At 34.9% G+C, this 19408-nt stretch carries 17 protein-coding genes; all 17 read left to right on the top strand.

Translation table 11 applies throughout. The features are described from left to right. Positions 1–3: 3 nt before the first annotated feature. The 17 genes from MHI39_RS15975 (at position 4) to MHI39_RS15895 (ending at position 19213) form a co-directional block, all read left to right on the top strand. Positions 4–1074, top strand: a complete 1071-nt coding sequence (locus MHI39_RS15975) for a chemotaxis response regulator protein-glutamate methylesterase (RefSeq protein ID WP_078109071.1) — start codon at positions 4–6, stop codon at positions 1072–1074. 16 nt (positions 1075–1090) lie between these two features. Then, positions 1091–3136 carry a chemotaxis protein CheA gene (locus MHI39_RS15970; RefSeq protein WP_058002671.1) on the top strand — a complete coding sequence of 682 codons (2046 nt, stop codon included), beginning with the start codon at positions 1091–1093 and terminating at the stop codon, positions 3134–3136. Between the two features lie 43 nt (positions 3137–3179). Beyond that, positions 3180–3626: a chemotaxis protein CheW gene (locus MHI39_RS15965; protein WP_058002745.1), complete on the top strand. Its 447-nt coding sequence runs from the start codon at positions 3180–3182 to the stop codon at positions 3624–3626. Between the two features lie 11 nt (positions 3627–3637). Beyond that, on the top strand, positions 3638–4264 hold the full coding sequence (locus MHI39_RS15960; RefSeq protein WP_058002672.1) for a chemotaxis protein CheC: 627 nt from the start codon (positions 3638–3640) through the stop codon (positions 4262–4264). Positions 4265–4266: 2 nt separating this feature from the next. Continuing rightward, entirely contained in the window at positions 4267–4758 is a 492-nt protein-coding gene (locus tag MHI39_RS15955; protein ID WP_058002673.1) for a chemotaxis protein CheD, read from the top strand. 335 nt (positions 4759–5093) lie between these two features. Then, positions 5094–5858: a FliA/WhiG family RNA polymerase sigma factor gene (locus tag MHI39_RS15950; protein ID WP_058002674.1), complete on the top strand. Its 765-nt coding sequence runs from the start codon at positions 5094–5096 to the stop codon at positions 5856–5858. Positions 5859–5882: 24 nt separating this feature from the next. Next, entirely contained in the window at positions 5883–6185 is a 303-nt protein-coding gene (locus MHI39_RS15945; protein WP_259545763.1) for a hypothetical protein, read from the top strand. 9 nt (positions 6186–6194) lie between these two features. Then, positions 6195–6749, top strand: coding sequence for a hypothetical protein (locus tag MHI39_RS15940; RefSeq protein WP_058002676.1), 555 nt, complete (start codon positions 6195–6197; stop codon positions 6747–6749). Between the two features lie 139 nt (positions 6750–6888). Then, the gene (rpsB, locus tag MHI39_RS15935; RefSeq protein ID WP_058002677.1) at positions 6889–7623 is read left to right on the top strand and encodes a 30S ribosomal protein S2; all 735 of its coding nucleotides are present in this window, start codon (positions 6889–6891) and stop codon (positions 7621–7623) included. A gap of 129 nt (positions 7624–7752) precedes the next feature. Further along, positions 7753–8634: a translation elongation factor Ts gene (tsf, locus tag MHI39_RS15930; protein ID WP_058002678.1), complete on the top strand. Its 882-nt coding sequence runs from the start codon at positions 7753–7755 to the stop codon at positions 8632–8634. 223 nt (positions 8635–8857) lie between these two features. After that, positions 8858–9583: a UMP kinase gene (gene pyrH, locus MHI39_RS15925; protein ID WP_058002679.1), complete on the top strand. Its 726-nt coding sequence runs from the start codon at positions 8858–8860 to the stop codon at positions 9581–9583. Then, positions 9583–10140 carry a ribosome recycling factor gene (gene frr / locus MHI39_RS15920; protein ID WP_058002680.1) on the top strand — a complete coding sequence of 186 codons (558 nt, stop codon included), beginning with the start codon at positions 9583–9585 and terminating at the stop codon, positions 10138–10140. The genes pyrH and frr overlap by 1 nt, the downstream gene beginning before the upstream one ends. A 354-nt stretch (positions 10141–10494) precedes the next feature. Then, the gene (locus MHI39_RS15915; RefSeq protein ID WP_058002681.1) at positions 10495–11292 is read left to right on the top strand and encodes an isoprenyl transferase; all 798 of its coding nucleotides are present in this window, start codon (positions 10495–10497) and stop codon (positions 11290–11292) included. Beyond that, on the top strand, positions 11289–12086 hold the full coding sequence (locus MHI39_RS15910; RefSeq protein ID WP_058002682.1) for a phosphatidate cytidylyltransferase: 798 nt from the start codon (positions 11289–11291) through the stop codon (positions 12084–12086). Before MHI39_RS15915 ends, MHI39_RS15910 begins: the two co-directional genes overlap by 4 nt. Positions 12087–12118: 32 nt before the next feature. After that, the gene (gene dxr, locus MHI39_RS15905) at positions 12119–13264 is read left to right on the top strand and encodes a 1-deoxy-D-xylulose-5-phosphate reductoisomerase (RefSeq protein ID WP_058002683.1); all 1146 of its coding nucleotides are present in this window, start codon (positions 12119–12121) and stop codon (positions 13262–13264) included. Between the two features lie 16 nt (positions 13265–13280). After that, positions 13281–14540 (top strand): RIP metalloprotease RseP, encoded by a 1260-nt coding sequence (gene rseP / locus MHI39_RS15900; protein WP_259545755.1) that lies wholly within the window; start codon positions 13281–13283, stop codon positions 14538–14540. A 353-nt stretch (positions 14541–14893) separates the two neighbouring features. Beyond that, a complete protein-coding gene (locus MHI39_RS15895) occupies positions 14894–19213 on the top strand; it encodes a PolC-type DNA polymerase III (RefSeq protein WP_058002685.1) in 4320 nt (1439 codons plus the stop codon). The last annotated feature ends 195 nt before the right edge of the window (positions 19214–19408 follow it).

Genomic DNA, 19408 nt, shown 5'->3' with positions numbered 1-19408 from the left:
ATGATGAAAACGATTCAAGTACTTGTTGTTGACGATTCTGCATTTATGAGGAAATTAATCGTTGATTTTTTACAAGAGGAACCGTCTATTGAAGTGATTGGAACTGCGCGTAATGGAATTGAAGCAATTGAAAAAGTAAATAAATTACGACCAGACGTCATCACCATGGACATTGAAATGCCTAAGATGAATGGTCTTGATGCTTTAACCATTATTAATAAACAAACGCCAACTCCAATTATCATGCTATCGAGTACAACGAAAATTGGTGCTGAAAATACAATTATTGCTATGCAAAACGGTGCAATTGATTTTGTTACTAAACCGTCTGGCCCCATTTCACTAGACTTAATCAAAGTAAAAGAAGAATTAATCCAAAAAGTAAAACATGCAAGTCAAGTGAACATGGATAAGGTTTGCAGACCGTTAGTCCAAACTAAATTGAATAAGAATCCCGTTGAATCAATTTTAGTTCCAAATCATAATTCTTGGAATCAAAGTAGGAAAAAGCTAATTTGTATTGGTTCCTCCACGGGGGGCCCAAGGGCATTACAAGAGGTTATAACGAATCTGCCAGAATCCATTAAAGCCCCAATTCTTATCGTCCAACATATGCCTGCAGGATTTACAAAATCGCTTGCTAATCGTCTAAATTCAATGAGTAATATAAAGGTAAAAGAAGCAGAAGACGGGGATATATTAGAGGATGGAGTGGCTTATATTGCCCCGGGAAATGACCATATTCAGTTAAATAAGCATGGTTCTAAAGTTTCTATATCTTTAGATCATTCACCACCGATAAAAGGACATCGACCTTCTGTTGACTTTATGTTTCAGTCAGTTAGTAAACTATCTGAATATGATAAAATAGCAGTAATATTGACAGGAATGGGTTCTGATGGATCAAAAGGTTTGATAGAATTAAAGAATAATGGAAATGTTAAGGCAATTGCAGAATCAGAGAATAGTTGTATTGTTTTCGGAATGCCGAAATCAGCAATTGCCACGAATTTAGTAGATGAAATTAAAGATCTTGAACAAATATCAAATACAATCATGAAGTACATGTTGTAGAAGGGTGTGGGATCACATGGAAATGGGTCAATATTTAGAGATTTTTATCGAGGAAAGTAAGGAACATTTACAATCCTGTAATGAACAGTTATTACTATTGGAAAAAAATCCGCATGATTTATCTATTGTCAATGAAATTTTTCGTTCAGCACACACTTTAAAGGGAATGTCTGCAACAATGGGGTTTGAAGATTTAGCCAACTTAACCCACAAAATGGAGAACGTTCTTGATGCAATTCGTAATGAAAAAATTTCTGTATCTCCAGAAATTTTAGACGTTGTCTTTTTAGCAGTTGATGATCTTGAAACGATGGTAGAATCAATTGCCAGTGGTGGTGATGGAAAAAAAGATGTAACAGAAGTAATTGAGAAGCTCCATATCATCGAAACAGGTGAATCACCTATCGTTCAATCATCAGCACAACAGGAAATAGCTGCTACAGCAGAAGTTGTTAAGGAAGACCTAAAAAATAGTTATGATCAATATGAGCAAACCATTATTAAGCAATCACTTGAACAAGGTTTTAATTGTTTAGAATTGTCAATTTCATTAAGAAGTGACTGCCTATTGAAAGCTGCACGTGTATTTATGACTTTTGAAGTTTTAGAAAAATCGGGTGAAATTATTAATTCCACTCCGTCAGTTGATCAATTAGAGGCAGAGCAATTTGATAGTGAATTTACAGTTACTTTAATTACACAAGAGTCAGCTGAAGAAATTAAAAAGAAAGTGATGAAGGTTTCTGAAATTGAAAATGTCCAAATAGTAGAAATAAAAGATGTCGAGCGATTCCATGATGAGACAGCGCAAGAAACTAAGGAAGAGCAAATAAATCAACCTATTAAAAAGGAAAAAGAAAAAACTCCTCAGAAAAAGGGAGAAGAAAAGCAGTCATCTACTAATTCTGCAAATCATAACAAAACGATACGGGTGAATATTGAAAGATTAGATATTTTAATGAATCTTTTTGAAGAGCTAGTTATCGATCGAGGTAGATTAGAGCAGATATCGAAGGAATTAAAGCATTCAGAGCTTGATGAGACAGTGGAAAGAATGACACGTATTTCAAGTGATCTTCAAAATATTATCCTGAATATGAGAATGGTTCCAGTTGAAACTGTCTTTAATCGATTCCCTAGAATGGTGAGACAGCTTGCACGAGATTTAAATAAAAAGATCAATCTAGAGGTTATTGGTGCTGAAACGGAACTAGATCGTACAGTAATTGATGAAATAGGTGATCCACTTGTACACTTATTGCGAAATGCTATCGATCATGGAATTGAAATGCCTGAAAAACGTATACAACAAGGAAAACCTGAAGAAGGAACGATTAAATTAAAAGCATATCATAGTGGAAATCATGTATTTATTGAAATAGAAGATGATGGTGCTGGAATCAATCGTGAAAAAGTGTTAAATAAAGCCTTATCAAAAGGAATTCTGTCTGAAGAAGAAGCTGCTGCACTAACTGATAAACAAGTATTCGAATTAATTCTAGCATCTGGATTTTCTACTGCCGAAACAATCTCTGATATTTCTGGTAGAGGTGTTGGATTAGATGTAGTTAAAGCAACGATCGAATCCTTAGGTGGAACGATCAATATCGATTCATCTGAAGGTGAAGGATCCGTATTCATTATTCAACTGCCATTAACATTATCAATTATTTCAGTTATGTTGGTAGAAGTTGGTGACGAAAAATATGCCGTTCCACTTTCATCAATTATAGAAACAGCCATCATAAAACAAAATGATATTTTAAATGCACATAATCAAAAGGTCATTGACTTTAGAGGAAATATCGTTCCATTAGTATTTCTTAAGGATGTCTTTAGTGTTCCTAATACATCGGATGAAGATGAGTATCATTCAGTAGTTATTGTTAGAAAAGGGAATAAAATGGCTGCTTTAGTCGTTGATTCGTTCATTGGTCAACAGGAAATTGTGTTAAAGTCATTAGGAAATTACTTAACTAATGTTTTTGCTATTTCAGGTGCAACGATCCTTGGTGACGGACAAGTAGCGTTAATTATTGATTGTAATGCATTGATAAAATAAAAGGAATTTTATCTACCTTGGAGGAAAGATTGGAGTGGGAAAAATGACAGATGTCATTGCAACTGAAAATGTGAAGTTAATCGTATTTCGCTTATTAGATAAAGAATATGCTATTCCTGTTCAGCAAGTACGTGCGATTGAAAAAGTATTACATATCACAAGGGTTCCTCGTACTGAAAGCTTTGTAAAAGGTGTTATAAATTTACGTGGGATCGTACTGCCAATTATTGATTTACAAAAGAGATTTGGAATTGGAAAAATATTACCTAATGATGACACGAGGATCATTATTGTTCAAATGGAAACAATGGAAGTTGGATTATTAGTAGATGCGGCCAATGATGTGATTGATATACCAAAGGAAATTATTGAACCACAACCAGATATAGTTGACATGGCAAAAGCAGAATTTATTTCTGGTGTTGCCAAAGTGGACAAACGCTTATTATTGTTAATAAATTTAGAACAAGTGCTTAGTCCACTTAAATAGGAGAAATATTAATGTCTATAGATAATGGGTTTACAACGATTCATTTGGATATTTTGAAAGAGATAGGGAATATTGGAGCAGGGAATGCCGCAACTGCTCTTTCTACCCTTCTTAATAAGAAAATTGAAATGAATGTTCCAAATGTGCGAATTGTACCTTTTCATGAAATAACGGAGCTTGCTGGTGGATCGGAAAATGTGGTTGTTAGTGTCTTTTTAAAGATTGAAGGGGATGCCAATGGAAATATGTTTTTTATCCTCCCTATTGAGCAAGGTGAACGGTTTATTAGAAAAATGACCGGTGATCAATCTTTTTCATTTCTTGCAGATTTCCAAAATGATTTAGGAATTTCAGCTGCTCACGAACTTGGAAACATTATGGCAGGATCTTATTTAACTGCATTATCAGACTTTACAAATTTAGATTTATATCCCTCTGTACCTGCCCTTAGTGTTGACATGTTTGGAGCTATTATTAGTTATGGATTATTAGAGGTATCACAAGTAAGTGATTATGCTATTGTCATAGATACGGCCCTATATGAAGCAGATACATTGTCAAGTGTAAACGGACACTTTTTCCTACTCCCAAATCCAGATTCTTTCCAAATTATTTTTAAAGCGCTGGGAGTGGAATAACAATGGAGACCGTCATTAAAGTTGGGATTGCTGATTTAAATATTGTTCGATCCCCATACACGATTCGTACAACAGGTTTAGGGTCATGTGTCGGTGTCATCCTATATGATGAATCCCAACGTTTAGCTGGATTAGCCCATGTGATGTTACCAGATTCAAGCATTGCAAAGGATCCTACAACTATAAATAAAGCAAAATTTGCTGATACAGCAATAAAAGAGCTTTTATCAAAACTAGTAATGGAAGGTTCTAGAGCGAATAAATTAAAAGCAAAAATAGCTGGTGGTGCAGAAATGTTCTCCTTTTCTTCTCAGAATGAGATGATGAGAATTGGACCGAGAAACGTTGAAGCAGTAAAACTGGCATTATTAAAGGAAAATATTCGTATTGTTGCTGAGGATACTGGTGGTAATAGTGGGCGAACGATTGAATTCGATCCATCTACCTGTTTATTGCAAATTAGAACAGTTAACAAAGGTACAAAAGATATTTAATATATAAACATATGAAAAAAAGGATGTTATTTGCAAAAGGCTATTGGAATTGTTCCAAGTTGTTTTTTTTGCCTTTTCTCAAATATGGATGCTATTAGATAATGTTTTAACTAATAAAAATAGGTTGAAGATCTACGAGTCCTTCATTCCTTTGAGAAAAGAGCTACAAACTTAAAGAGAACCAAAATCCTTTATCTGGTGTAAAAGCAATAAACTGAACGAAAACAGCCTTTTTTTTGATCATTTATAAATAGATTTCTATTGTCTTCTTGATATTTGCTAAAGATAAGAATCGGCTCCATTTTAATATAAAAGAAACTCGAGGAGGGAGAACAATGTTATACAAAGAAGCTACTGAAGAAAAAAAATACTGGGATCTTTGGTTACATTCGCGTGATACACATGCAGGTGATGTTTTAGTGAAAAAATATCTGCCACTTGTTCAATATCATGTACATAGGATTGCGGTTGGCCTTCCTCGAAGCGTTTCAAAGGATGATTTGAAAAGTCTCGGGATGTTGGGGTTACTAGACGCATTAAACAAGTTTGATGCTACACGTGATCTTAAATTTGATACTTACGCATCCTTTCGAATTCGTGGTGCTATTCTTGATGGACTTAGAAAAGAAGACTGGTTACCAAGAGGGACGAGGGAACGGGCAAAAAAGATAGAAATGGCGACCGAATTGCTTGAACAAGAATATATGAGACCAGTTACTGCTGAGGAAATAGCTAATCATATGGGATTGTCGGAAGAAGAAGTTTGCCAAACGGTTAATGAGCATTTTTTTGCTAATGTCTTATCAATGGATGAGCATGTAAATGAAATGGATGACAGTGAAATGCAAGGGTTCATTCTAAAGGATGAAAAAGCACCTAATCCAGAAGAATTATTAGTAAAAGGTGAACAAATTAAAGAGTTATCAAAGGTTATTACTCAATTATCTGAAAAAGAACAGCTTGTACTAAGCCTTTTTTATCATGAAGAATTAACACTGACTGAAATCGGTGAAATAATGGGATTATCCACATCGAGAATATCACAAATACATTCCAAAGCATTGTTTAAGCTAAAAAATATTTTAGAGAAACAACTATAATATTCTCGAGGAGGCTTCTCTTGCATGGAATTAAAATCAATTGAAATGCAAATTGCCTTACCTAAAAGTATTGATGTCGGAAAACAGGTTCAGCAACTACATCAAGAGGGACAGTTGCTGAACGACCATGCTCTAAACCAAATGGAAAAAGAACTACAACAAAAGCGCAAACAAGTGATGAAGAATGAACAAAAAGATCGTGTGCACCTAAAAAGGAAACAAAACGATCATGATGAACTTAATCATGAAAGAAAGAAACACAACAAACAAAAGGATCAAGAACAGCAACATCCATACAAAGGAAATAATATTGATTTTAGCGGGTAGGGATTTATCATGACAAACATGATGTTATTTTTTTCTATTATTTTAAACATAATTACAATTTTTGCGGTTATTATTCTTTACTTACGCCAAAATCGCATAACTGCTTTGGATCACACACAAAAGCACGCTATGAAGGAAATGGAAGATTTATTTTCAGCATACATTGAAGAATTAAAAGAGGAAAATAATCAGTTTATCGATAACATAAAACATCTTCAGGAAAATCAAAGTCAAAAAGAAAAAACGGAAGTCAATGAAGTTAATGAGTCTTTCAATATCGAGAATTCTGAGGAACAACAAAAAATTGATAATCAGGTCATCACTCCACATTCATATAAGCATATGACTGCAGTTAAGTCCTATCAAAATAAAGTGGAACCTAGTAGTATAGTAACAAACCTTGAAGCTAAGGAAACTGAACCGAAAACAATTCAGGAACGAGTTGTCTCTCTTAAAAAAGAGGGTTTAACAAATGAAGAAATCGCAAAAAAATTAAACAAAGGTATAACGGAAATTGAATTAATGTTGAAATTCTATAAAAAAGCTATAGATAATCTTGATTGATAGACAAATTTATGCTATATTAATTTTTGGTGTTAATACACACGCTTCAGGATTTAAATGAAGGGTGCTATTGAAAAAAATAGTCTTGATTTAAAAATGAATGGAGCGGAGGAAAACAAAACCATTAGGAGGAAATAAAATGTCAGTAATTTCTATGAAACAATTACTAGAAGCTGGTGTACATTTCGGACACCAAACTCGCCGTTGGAACCCAAAAATGAAAAAATATATTTTCACTGAGCGTAACGGCATTTATATTATCGATCTTCAAAAAACAGTGAAAAAAGTTGAAGAAGCATACAACTTTGTTAGAGAGCTTGCTGCTGACGGTGGTAATATTCTTTTCGTTGGTACAAAGAAACAAGCTCAAGAATCTGTAAAAGAAGAAGCAGAACGCGTTGGTATGTACTATGTTAATCACCGTTGGTTAGGTGGTACATTAACAAACTTTGAAACAATCCAAAAACGTATTGAACGTTTAAAAGCAATCGAAAAAATGGAAGAAGATGGAACATTCGAAGTTCTTCCTAAAAAAGAAGTTGTTCAACTTAAAAAAGAACATGAACGTCTAGTTAAATTCTTAGGCGGAATTAAAGATATGAAGAAATTACCAGATGCATTATTCATCATTGATCCTCGTAAAGAGCGTATTGCAGTTGCAGAAGCTCGTAAATTAAACATTCCTATCGTAGGTATTGTTGATACAAACTGTGATCCAGATGAAATCGACTATGTAATTCCAGCTAATGATGATGCAATTCGTGCGGTTAAATTATTAACTGGTAAAATTGCAGATGCAATTGTAGAAGTAAAACAAGGTGAAGCTGAAGAAACATCTGCACCTGAACAAGCACCAGCTGAAGTTGCTGAATAATATTATCTACTTTTGTGGAAAAATGTATGAAAAAAGGTGATAAGAAGGTTTCAACCTTATCACCTTTTTTTAAAGAGTGAGTGAACATATAACTAATATTTATTTACATACAATAAAGGAGGACTTCCCATGGCAGTTACTGCACAAATGGTAAAAGAATTACGCGAAAAAACAGGCGCCGGTATGATGGACTGTAAAAAAGCATTAACAGAAACAAATGGTGATATGGATAAAGCAATCGACTATCTTCGTGAAAAAGGGATTGCTAAAGCTGCAAAGAAAGCAGATCGTATCGCTGCAGAAGGTACAACTTTCATTTTAAGTGAAGGAAATAAAGCAGTTATCTTAGAAGTAAACTCAGAAACTGATTTCGTTGCAAAAAATGAAGGATTTATGAATCTTGTTAAAGAACTTGCTTCTCATTTATTGAAAAATAGCCCAGCTACTGTTGAAGAAGCATTAGAACAAAAAATGGAAAATGGTAGTACTGTACTTGAAACAATCAATGCTGCTATTGCAAAAATTGGTGAAAAAATCACTTTACGTCGTTTCGAAGTAAAAACAAAATCTGATAATGCAGCATTTGGTGAGTACCTACACATGGGTGGCCGTATTGGTGTATTAGCAGTATTAGAAGGAACAACTGATCAAGCTGTTGCGAAGGATGTTGCTATGCATGCAGCTGCATTGAATCCTAAATATATTTCTCGTGATCAAGTATCACAAGAAGAAGTTGACCATGAACGTGAAGTTCTTACTCAACAAGCGTTAAATGAAGGAAAACCTGAAAATATCGTTGCTAAAATGGTTGAAGGTCGTTTAAGCAAATACTTCGAAGAAATTTGTATTATTGACCAAGCATTCGTAAAAAACCCAGATCAAAAAGTTGGTCAATTTGTTAAATCACACGGTGCTACAATTACTGATTTAACTCGTTACGAAGTTGGAGAAGGTATTGAAAAGCGTCAAGATAATTTTGCTGAAGAAGTAATGAGTCAAGTAAAGAAATAAGCTTTAATGATGGGGAACACTCTGTGTTCCCTATTTTTAAAGAAGGCTCTTTTCTAATTAACATTGTACTTTCGTTACAATTGATAATTTTGACTAATCGAGTATAAAATCAATAAAAGAGTACAAAGCTTTTATTATTATTGCATGGAAATAATTGCAATAATAACATAAAAAATATCATCAATGAAAATTTACATACTCTAAACCAATTGGAGGTCCATAAATGAGCACCCCAAAATATAAACGTGTAGTTTTAAAATTAAGTGGTGAAGCATTAGCTGGTGAACAAGGGTTTGGTATCAATCCTTCAGTTATTAAATCAGTGGCAGAACAAGTAAAAGAATTAGCAGAACTTGGTGTTGAAGTTGCTGTTGTTGTAGGTGGCGGGAATATTTGGCGTGGCAAAATCGGTAGCGAGATGGGAATGGATCGCGCTACTGCTGACTATATGGGCATGTTGGCTACGGTTATGAATTCTTTAGCACTTCAAGACAGTTTAGAACAAAATGGAATTGAAACTCGTGTTCAAACATCTATTGATATGCGTCAGGTGGCTGAGCCATATATTCGTAGACGCGCCATTAGACATCTTGAAAAGAAACGTGTTGTCATATTTGCAGCAGGTACAGGGAACCCGTATTTCTCTACAGATACAACAGCAGCACTTAGGGCGGCAGAAATTGAAGCAGAAGTGATATTAATGGCTAAAAACAATGTCGATGGTGTATATTCTGCTGATCCTAAATTAGATAAAAATGCAATTAAATACGATGAATTAACTTATCTAGATGTAATTAAAAATGGCTTAGCCGTAATGGATTCTACTGCTTCATCATTATGTATGGATAATGATATCCCATTAATTGTTTTTTCAATTATGGAGAAGGGGAATATCAAACGTGTTATAATGGGTGAAAATATTGGTACAATCGTAAGGGGGAAGGAATAATGCCGAAACAAGTAATTGCAAATACGAAGGAAAAAATGACTAAGGCGATTCAAGCATATACGCGTGAGCTAAGCTCAATTAGGGCTGGAAGAGCAAGTGCATCATTATTAGATAGAATTGTTGTTGACTATTATGGAGCACCAACACCAGTTAACCAATTGGCTTCGGTATCTGTACCAGAGGCAAGATTACTTGTTATCCAACCGTATGACAAGACTATTGTATCAGATGTTGAAAAAGCTATTTTAAAATCTGATTTAGGTCTAACACCGAATAGTGATGGCACATTAATTCGTCTTGCAATTCCTCCATTAACAGAGGAGCGTCGTAAAGAATTAGTGAAGCAAGTGAAAAAAGAGGCAGAATCAGCAAAAGTAGCAATTAGAAATATTCGTCGTGATGCGAATGATGATTTGAAGAAATTAGAGAAAAACGGTGAAATTTCTGAAGATGATCTTAGAGGTTATTCCGATGATGTTCAAAAAATAACAGACGAGTATATTAATAAAGTAGACGAACTGACTAAATCAAAAGAACAAGATATACTAGAAGTATAACGAAAAGCTCTCGAAATCGAGAGCTTTTTTTAAATAAACATGAAAGACTACTTGATTCGTTTTAGTAGCTCATTTCTCCAACATTGCTGTTATGTTGATTAAGTGATGACGAATTATTATAGGTTGAAGCTGTACCTTCCATCCTTTTACTGATTAAAAAAGATTAAATCACACGGAAACAATTTGTACATCGATAAAATGGATGGAAAAACTACACAAATATATTAATTTTATCTATAATAGAAATCACATTTAAAACATATTTTTTGTAAATAAAGATATTCATCCGATTTTTTGATATCATATTATATGTTATAGATTTATTAAGTGCAGTATTCCAGTGGAGGGCAAGTTATGTTAAAGAAAATGAAGTTACAAAAAACTTCCAAAGGAACACAAAGTATTGAAGAAAGAATTCAGCATATACAAAAGCAAGAACTTCCCAAGCACATAGCGATTATTATGGATGGGAATGGGAGATGGGCAAAAAAAAGAGGACTTCCTCGAGTTGCAGGGCATCATGAAGGAATGCAAAAAGTAAAACCAATTACACGTCTAGCAAACAAGCTCGGTATTGAGGTATTAACTCTTTATGCGTTTTCTACTGAAAATTGGATTCGCCCAAAAATGGAAGTAGATTATTTAATGAAGCTTCCACAAGAATTTCTAAGTGCATTTCTACCTGAATTGATTGAAGAAAATGTGAAAGTAGAAATGATGGGGCATAAAGATAAATTACCTGTACATACGATGAAAGCCGTTCAAAAAGCGATGGATGACACTTGTAATAATAGTGGACTTATATTGAACTTTGCTTTAAATTACGGTGGTAGGGATGAAATTGTCAATGCAGTACAGAATATTTTACAAGATGCAAAAAATGGTCAAATCAGTACAGAGGATTTAACAGAGGAAACAATATCCCACTATCTAATGTCTAAAAATTTGCAGGATCCTGATTTATTAATCCGGACTAGTGGCGAAATTCGTCTAAGTAATTTTATGCTTTGGCAACTTGCATATACTGAATTTGTGTTTACAGATGTATTATGGCCGGATTTTAGTGAAGAGGACCTTCTAGAAGCAATCGAAGAATATCAACGGAGATCAAGACGTTACGGCGGCATACAAAGTGAGGGAAAAGAACAGTGAAACAAAGAATAATTACAGCAGTGATTGCTGCAGCTATATTTATACCAATCGTTATTTATGGAAACATCCCATTTATTATCCTTTCATATTTAATGGGAACAGTAGCTATTTATGAGCTATTAAGAATGAGAAAAATTTCTATCGTTTCATTTCAAGGAATTATTTCTGTTTTATTATTATGGATTATTCTAATACCAAAACAATATATTAATGTAATAGAGAATTTAGGCTATTCAAAACTGGAATATATCTTTATTGCCATACTTTTATTTCTTGTTATTACCGTTATAACAAAAAATAAAACCACTTTTGATGATATTTCCTTTTTATTACTAACAGTACTTTATGTAGGAATGGGGATCTATTATTTTATTGAAACGAGAGAAACAGGCGGTCTTACATATATTCTCTATTCCTTATTTATTATTTGGGCAACAGATTCGGGTGCCTATTTTATTGGTCGTTCTATGGGGAAAAGGAAACTCTGGCCAGAAATTAGTCCAAATAAGACGATTGAGGGTGCTGTAGGTGGGGTCGTATGTGCCGTTGTAGTGGGCATTCTCTTTCACTTTTTCTCAAACATTGATGTATCTATAGGAAAGCTATTATTCGTTTCAGCTGTTTTAGCGATTTTTGGACAAATTGGAGATTTAGCTGAATCAGCCTATAAACGTCACTATGGAGTAAAGGACTCAGGAAAAATCCTTCCTGGACATGGCGGAATTTTAGACCGTTTTGATAGTTTATTATTTGTATGGCCTTTATTGCATATACTTCATATTATTGGTAATTAATTAAGCGGTTCTAGAAATTAGGAGTTGAAAACATGAAATATATTAGTTTAATGGGTGCTACAGGTTCTATTGGTACTCAAACACTAGACGTGATTCGAAATCATCCTGAACAATTTTGTTTAGTTGCAATTTCAGTTGGGAAAAATATCGAATTAACGAGAAAAATTATTACTGAATTTAAACCGGAAATAGTTTCAGTACAAAATCAAGAAGACTATGAAAAATTAAAAGCGGAATACGGACATTCTATATCTTTTTCGTATGGTCAAAACGGCTTATTAGAAGTGGCCACCTATGAGAAAGCAACTATTTTAGTTAATGCTGTAATGGGGAGTGTAGGACTTTTTCCAACATTACATGCCATCCAGGCAGGGAAAACCATTGCACTTGCAAATAAAGAAACACTGGTAACAGCTGGACATTTAGTTATGTCTGCTGCGGAACAACATGGCGTAAGCATTCTTCCGGTAGATAGTGAGCATTCTGCAATATTTCAGTGTCTACAAGGAGAGAAGGATAGCGAAATTGATCGCCTGATTATCACCGCTTCTGGCGGTAGTTTTCGGGACAAGACTAGAGAGGATTTAATTGGGGTCACAGTAGAAGAGGCACTAAATCATCCGAATTGGTCAATGGGTGCTAAAATTACCATTGATTCAGCAACAATGATGAATAAGGGATTGGAAGTAATTGAAGCACATTGGCTATTTGATATCCCTTTTGATAAAATTGATGTAGTATTGCATAGAGAGAGTATCATTCATTCCATGGTAGAATTCCAAGATACAAGTATAAAAGCACAATTGGGTTCGCCTGATATGAGAGTTGCGATTCAATATGCATTATCCTATCCGAACAGACTTCCTTTACCATCAGGAAAGAGACTGAATTTAGAGGATATTGGTAAACTAAATTTTGAAAAAATGGATTATACGAGATTTCATTGTTTAAAACTTGCATATGATGCAGGGAGGACTGGCGGATCATTACCTACAGTTTTAAATGCAGCTAATGAGGCTGCGGTCAATGCCTTTTTAAATAAAAAAATTGCCTTTTTACAAATTGATGAATTGATAGAAAGAGCTTTAGATAGGCATAATGTGATTAAACATCCTGACTTGGATACAATTAAAGAAATTGATCAAGAAACAAGAGTATATATAAACACACTCTTCTAAAAAGGTGGTTTTACATTTGACTACTGTCATAGCGTTTATAATTATTTTTGGCGCATTAGTCTTCTTCCATGAAGCAGGTCATTTTTACTTTGCCAAAAGGGCGGGAATACTTTGTCGCGAATTTGCGATAGGCTTTGGTCCGAAGATCTTGTCATTTAAAAAGAATGAAACACTTTATACGATAAGATTACTACCTATAGGTGGCTATGTTCGTATGGCTGGCGAAGATCAGGAAATGCTTGATTTGAAAGCTGGTCAACGTGTTGGCTTGATTTTTAATGATAAGGAACAAGTGGAGAAAATTGTTCTTAACGGTAAAAACAGATATTCTAACATTCGACTAATTGAGGTAGAATCTGCTGATTTAGATCATGATCTAATCATTAAAGGATATGAGGAAGAGGACGATGAAACATTAAAAACCTTCTCCCTTATGAAAGAAGCTGTTATTGTAGAGGATCAAGTGGAAACCCAAATAGCACCGTGGGATCGACAATTTGCCTCAAAGTCATTAGGAAAACGTGCGATGACCATATTTGCCGGACCGATGATGAATTTTGTTTTGGCAATTGTTATATTTACCATTTTAGCGATCATTCAAGGTGTTCCCACAAATGATCCAATACTAGGCAAGTTGACAAATGATGGTGCTGCAAAACAGGCTGGTCTGCATACTGGGGATACAGTTATTAGTATTGATGGCTCTGAAATTTCAAGTTGGGAAGATATTGTGGATGTTATTCAAAAGCATCCAGGTGAAGAATTAATGTTCACGATTGAACGTAATAATCAAACAAAAGATATTGCCGTAACACCGAAAGCGGAAAAAGAAGGAGAACAGGAAGTAGGAAGAATTGGGGTACTAAATCCTGTTGAAAAGTCTCCTTTAAAGGTAGCCACTTATGGTGTTCAACAAACCTATCAGTGGACTATTGAGATATTCCGTATGTTAGGCAAACTTGTTACTGGACAATTCTCTATTGACATGCTTTCAGGACCTGTTGGTATCTACAAATCAACAGAGGTAGTTGCTAAATCTGGTGTGTTGTACTTAATGAAATGGGGAGCACTCCTTAGCATTAATCTTGGAATCATGAATCTACTACCTATCCCTGCACTTGATGGCGGAAGACTATTATTCTTCGGGGTAGAGGCATTAAGAGGGAAACCAATTGATCGTCAAAAAGAAGGTATGGTGCATTTCATTGGTTTTGCATTGCTCATGCTGTTAATGATTATCGTAACTTGGAATGATATACAAAGATTCTTCCTTTAAAATTGAAAGCAATCGGAAATAAAGCCGATTGCTTTTATTACGTAATAAGAAGGAATATTTTTATCAAGGCTTTTTTCTCAAACATTGATGATATTTAGGTACAGTTTTACTAATAAATATCTGGTGAAGAATGCTAAATCCTCTTCATTTTACTTTGGAAAAGAGCCAGTTATAACTTTCATAATAACCACTAAATCTGTATAAAAGAGCAATTGATCCTTCTGGCATCAATTAAAAGGCAAATTTTCCTTATTGTTTTACATTGAAATTCGTTAGGGCTTTTTTTATTATTAGGTAAGTACCCAATTGGTGTAAGGAATAGAAATAAAAATAAATGGATGGGAGAGGTAGATATGACGAATAATCCCGCCGACAGGAAAGAAAGATTTCGCGTATTATTACAGCAGTTAAATTTGACTGATAATATGGTTGTTCAATCGTTTGCGAATGCTGAGATTGAGAAACTAGTAGTTGAAAAAAATAAAAAAAGTTGGCATTTTTATTTTTTATTAGAGCGCGTTTTACCGTATGAAATTTTTTATCGTTTTTCAACACAATTAAGACATGTGTTCCATCATATTGCACAAGTGGATTTTTCCATACGGGTAATTGATACGCAGATTTCTGAAAAAGAAGTATTAGATTACTGGAGTTATTGTGTAAAAGAATTAGATGGTATTTCACCTATGCTTTTATCCCTTTTAAATGGACAAGTACCAAAATTAAAAGGGAATAAACTTACCATACAAGCAAGAAACGATACAGAAGCAAGAACATTAAAGCAAAAATATGGGGAAATTATCTCAACTATTTATCAAAATCTTGGATTTCCGTTAATGATGATTGAATCTGAAATCGGGCAAAATGAATCAAATGAAGAATATAAGAAGTTTATTGAGGCTAAACAAAAAGAGGATGAAGAACGAGCAAAGCTTGCTGTCATGGAAATGCAGAAAAAGGATGCAGAACCGAATGATGCTGGTGCTCCTGAAGGTCCAGTGATGATTGGCTTGACAATTAAGGATGACGATACGTTCCGTAGAATGGAAGAAATCGTTGATGAAGAAAGAAGAATTACGATTGAAGGTTATGTCTTTTTTGCTGAGACAAAGGAACTTCGTAGTGGTAGAACATTATTGACCTTTAAAATCACTGATTATACGAGCTCTATCCTAGTTAAAGTGTTTTCACGAGATAAAGAGGATGCACAAATCCTTAATCAAGTAAAAAAAGGTATGTGGCTTCGTGCTCGCGGAAGTATTCAAAACGATACATTCGTTCGTGACCTGGTCATGATAGCCAATGACTTAAATGAAATCAAACCTAGATTAAGACAAGATTTAGCACCAGATGATGAGAAAAGAGTTGAACTTCATCTTCATTCACCGATGAGCCAAATGGATGCGGTCACTTCAGTTAGTGATTTAGTCAAACAAGCAAAAAAATGGGGGCATAAAGCCATTGCCATTACAGACCATGGAGTGGCACAATCTTTCCCTGAGGCATTTGGTGCGGGAAAGAAAAATGATATAAAGATATTATACGGGGTAGAAGCAAACTTAGTTGATGATGGAGTACCGATAACATATAATGATGCCCATCGTCTGTTAAGTGATGATACGTTTGTTGTATTTGACGTTGAAACTACGGGGTTATCTGCAGTTTATGATACCATTATTGAACTTGCGGCCGTTAAAATTCATAATGGGGAAATCATCGATCGTTTTGAATCCTTTGCAAACCCACACCATCGTTTGTCCAACACTACCATTGAATTAACAGGAATAACGGATGATATGGTTGAAAGTGCACCAGATGTAGATATTGTTTTGCGAAAATTCCTAGAGTGGTCTGGAAATGATGTTCTAGTTGCCCATAATGCTTCCTTTGATATGGGGTTTATCAATGTCGGATATCAAAAGATTGGTTTACCAAAAGCAACAAATCCAGTTATTGATACATTAGAAGTTGCTAGATTGCTATATCCAGAATTTAAAAACCATCGTTTAAATACATTAGCAAAAAAATTCGATATAGAATTAACACAGCATCACCGTGCGATTTATGATGCTGAAGCAACGGGGTATATTTTAATTAAATTATTAAAAGATGCCAGTAAGCAAGGAATTGAATACCATGATCAATTTAATGATTATATGGGTAAAGGTGGTGCGTATAAGCGTGCTCGTCCTTCTCACTGTACATTACTAGCCCAAACCGAAAAAGGGTTAAAAAACTTATTTAAACTTATTTCATTAGCTCATATTGATTATTTTTATCGTGTGCCAAGGATTCCAAGGTCACAATTACAAAAATATCGTGAAGGTATACTTGTAGGTTCGGCCTGTGATAAAGGAGAAGTATTTGAAGGAATGATGCAAAAGGCACCTGATGAGGTGGAAGAAACAGCGAAATTCTATGATTATTTAGAAGTGCATCCTAAAGAGGTTTATGCCCATTTAATAGAAATGGAACTGGTTAAGGATGAGAAATCATTAGAAGAAATAATCATGAATATCGTAAAGCTTGGCGAAAAACTAAATTTGCCGGTCGTTGCAACTGGTAATGTCCATTATTTAAATCCAGAAGATAAGATTTATCGAAAGATATTAATAAATTCCCAAGCAGGGGCAAATCCACTCAATCGCCACCAATTGCCAAATGTTCATTTTCGAACAACAGATGAAATGCTAAAAGCATTTGCTTTTTTAGGTGAGGAAAAGGCGAAAGAAATAGTTGTAACTAACACCAATAAAATTGCAGATATGATAGATGAAATTAAACCAATTAAAGATGATTTATACACACCTAAAATTGAAGGTGCAGAAGAAGAAGTTCGAAATATGAGCTATTCAATGGCTAGAAGTATTTATGGTGAAGAACTTCCGGAAATTGTAGAGGCAAGACTTGAAAAAGAATTAAAAAGTATTATTGGACATGGTTTTGCTGTAATTTATTTAATCTCGCATAAGCTTGTAAAAAAATCATTGGATGATGGTTATCTAGTTGGTTCACGGGGATCTGTTGGCTCATCTTTAGTTGCAACGATGACCGAAATTACAGAAGTAAATCCGTTACCCCCACATTATATCTGTCCTGAATGCAAAACATCTGAATTTTTCAATGATGGATCAGTTGGGTCGGGGTTCGATTTACCAGATAAGGATTGTCCAAATTGCGGAGCAAAATACAAAAAAGACGGACATGATATTCCCTTTGAAACATTCCTTGGTTTTAAAGGAGATAAAGTACCGGATATTGATTTAAACTTCTCTGGTGAATATCAACCACGTGCACATAATTATACAAAAGTTTTATTCGGTGAGGAGTATGTATATCGTGCTGGAACGATTGGAACGGTTGCAGAAAAGACTGCTTATGGTTATGTGAGAGGTTATACTCAAGACAATAACTTAACATTACGTGGAGCTGAAGTTGATCGCCTTGTTCAAGGGTGTACAGGGGTAAAAAGAACAACAGGACAGCATCCAGGTGGGATTATTGTTATTCCTGATTATATGGATGTATATGATTTTACTCCAATCCAATTCCCAGCAGATGATCGAGAATCGGAATGGAAAACTACCCATTTTGACTTTCATTCGATTCATGATAATGTCTTGAAGCTTGATATTCTGGGACACGATGATCCTACAATGATCCGGATGCTGCAGGATTTAAGCGGAATCGATCCGAAAACAATTCCAACGGATGATCCTGTGGTTATGCAAATATTTAGCAATACCGAATCATTAGGAGTTACTCAAGAGCAAATCATGTGTAAAACAGGTACATTAGGAATACCAGAGTTCGGAACAAGGTTCGTGCGGCAGATGCTTGAGGATACTAAACCAACAACATTCTCAGAATTGGTTCAGATATCTGGGCTTTCACATGGAACGGATGTATGGTTAGGTAATGCTCAGGAGCTCATTCAAAATGGAACTTGTATACTACCAGAAGTTATTGGGTGTCGTGATGATATAATGGTTTATTTAATCTATCAAGGTTTGGAACCGTCGTTAGCGTTCAAAATCATGGAATCTGTCCGTAAAGGGAAGGGTCTTCAACCGGAAATGGAAGAAGAAATGCGCAATCAGAATGTTCCAGAATGGTATATTGATTCCTGTAAGAAAATTAAATACATGTTCCCTAAGGCACATGCTGCTGCATATGTATTAATGGCAGTTCGTATTGCGTACTTTAAGGTACATTTGCCACTTTTATACTATGCTGCATATTTTACCGTTAGAGCAGAAGACTTTGATTTAGAGTCAATGGTACGTGGATCAAATTCTATCCGTTCAAAAATTGAAGAAATAAATGCAAAAGGGCTGGATGCATCGACGAAAGAAAAAAGTTTATTAACTGTTTTAGAGCTATGTCTTGAAATGTGCGAAAGAGGATTCAATTTTCAAAAAGTTGATCTTTATCGATCCAAAGCAAGTGAATTTGTCATAGATGGTGATTCTCTCATTCCACCATTTAATGCCATTCCTGGACTTGGAACAAATGCGGCATTAAATATTGTTAAAGCACGTGAGGATGGGGAATTCCTTTCCAAGGAAGATCTACAACAACGTGGAAAAGTATCGAAGACGATTATTGAATACCTTGATAAACATGGCTGCTTAGAATCACTTCCAGAGCAAAATCAGCTGTCATTGTTCTAAATTCTATAAATCGCTGGACAAGACGTGGATAGGAATATAAAAAAAGAAGGATCTCCTATTAGGGAAATCAAAAAGCGGATTATCCCATTTGCTAGTCGGGTCTAACCCAGTCACTTCCGCATTTCTATTTGTCCAGCTTCGGCTCCTAGCTCCTCGGGGTCAAATAACCTCCAACAACAAAAATCAAAAGACAGA

This window comes from Heyndrickxia sp. FSL K6-6286, from assembly GCF_038630395.1.
GTDB classification, from domain to species: domain Bacteria; phylum Bacillota; class Bacilli; order Bacillales; family Bacillaceae_C; genus Heyndrickxia; species Heyndrickxia oleronia.
This window is presented reverse-complemented; position numbering and strand designations above follow the sequence as displayed.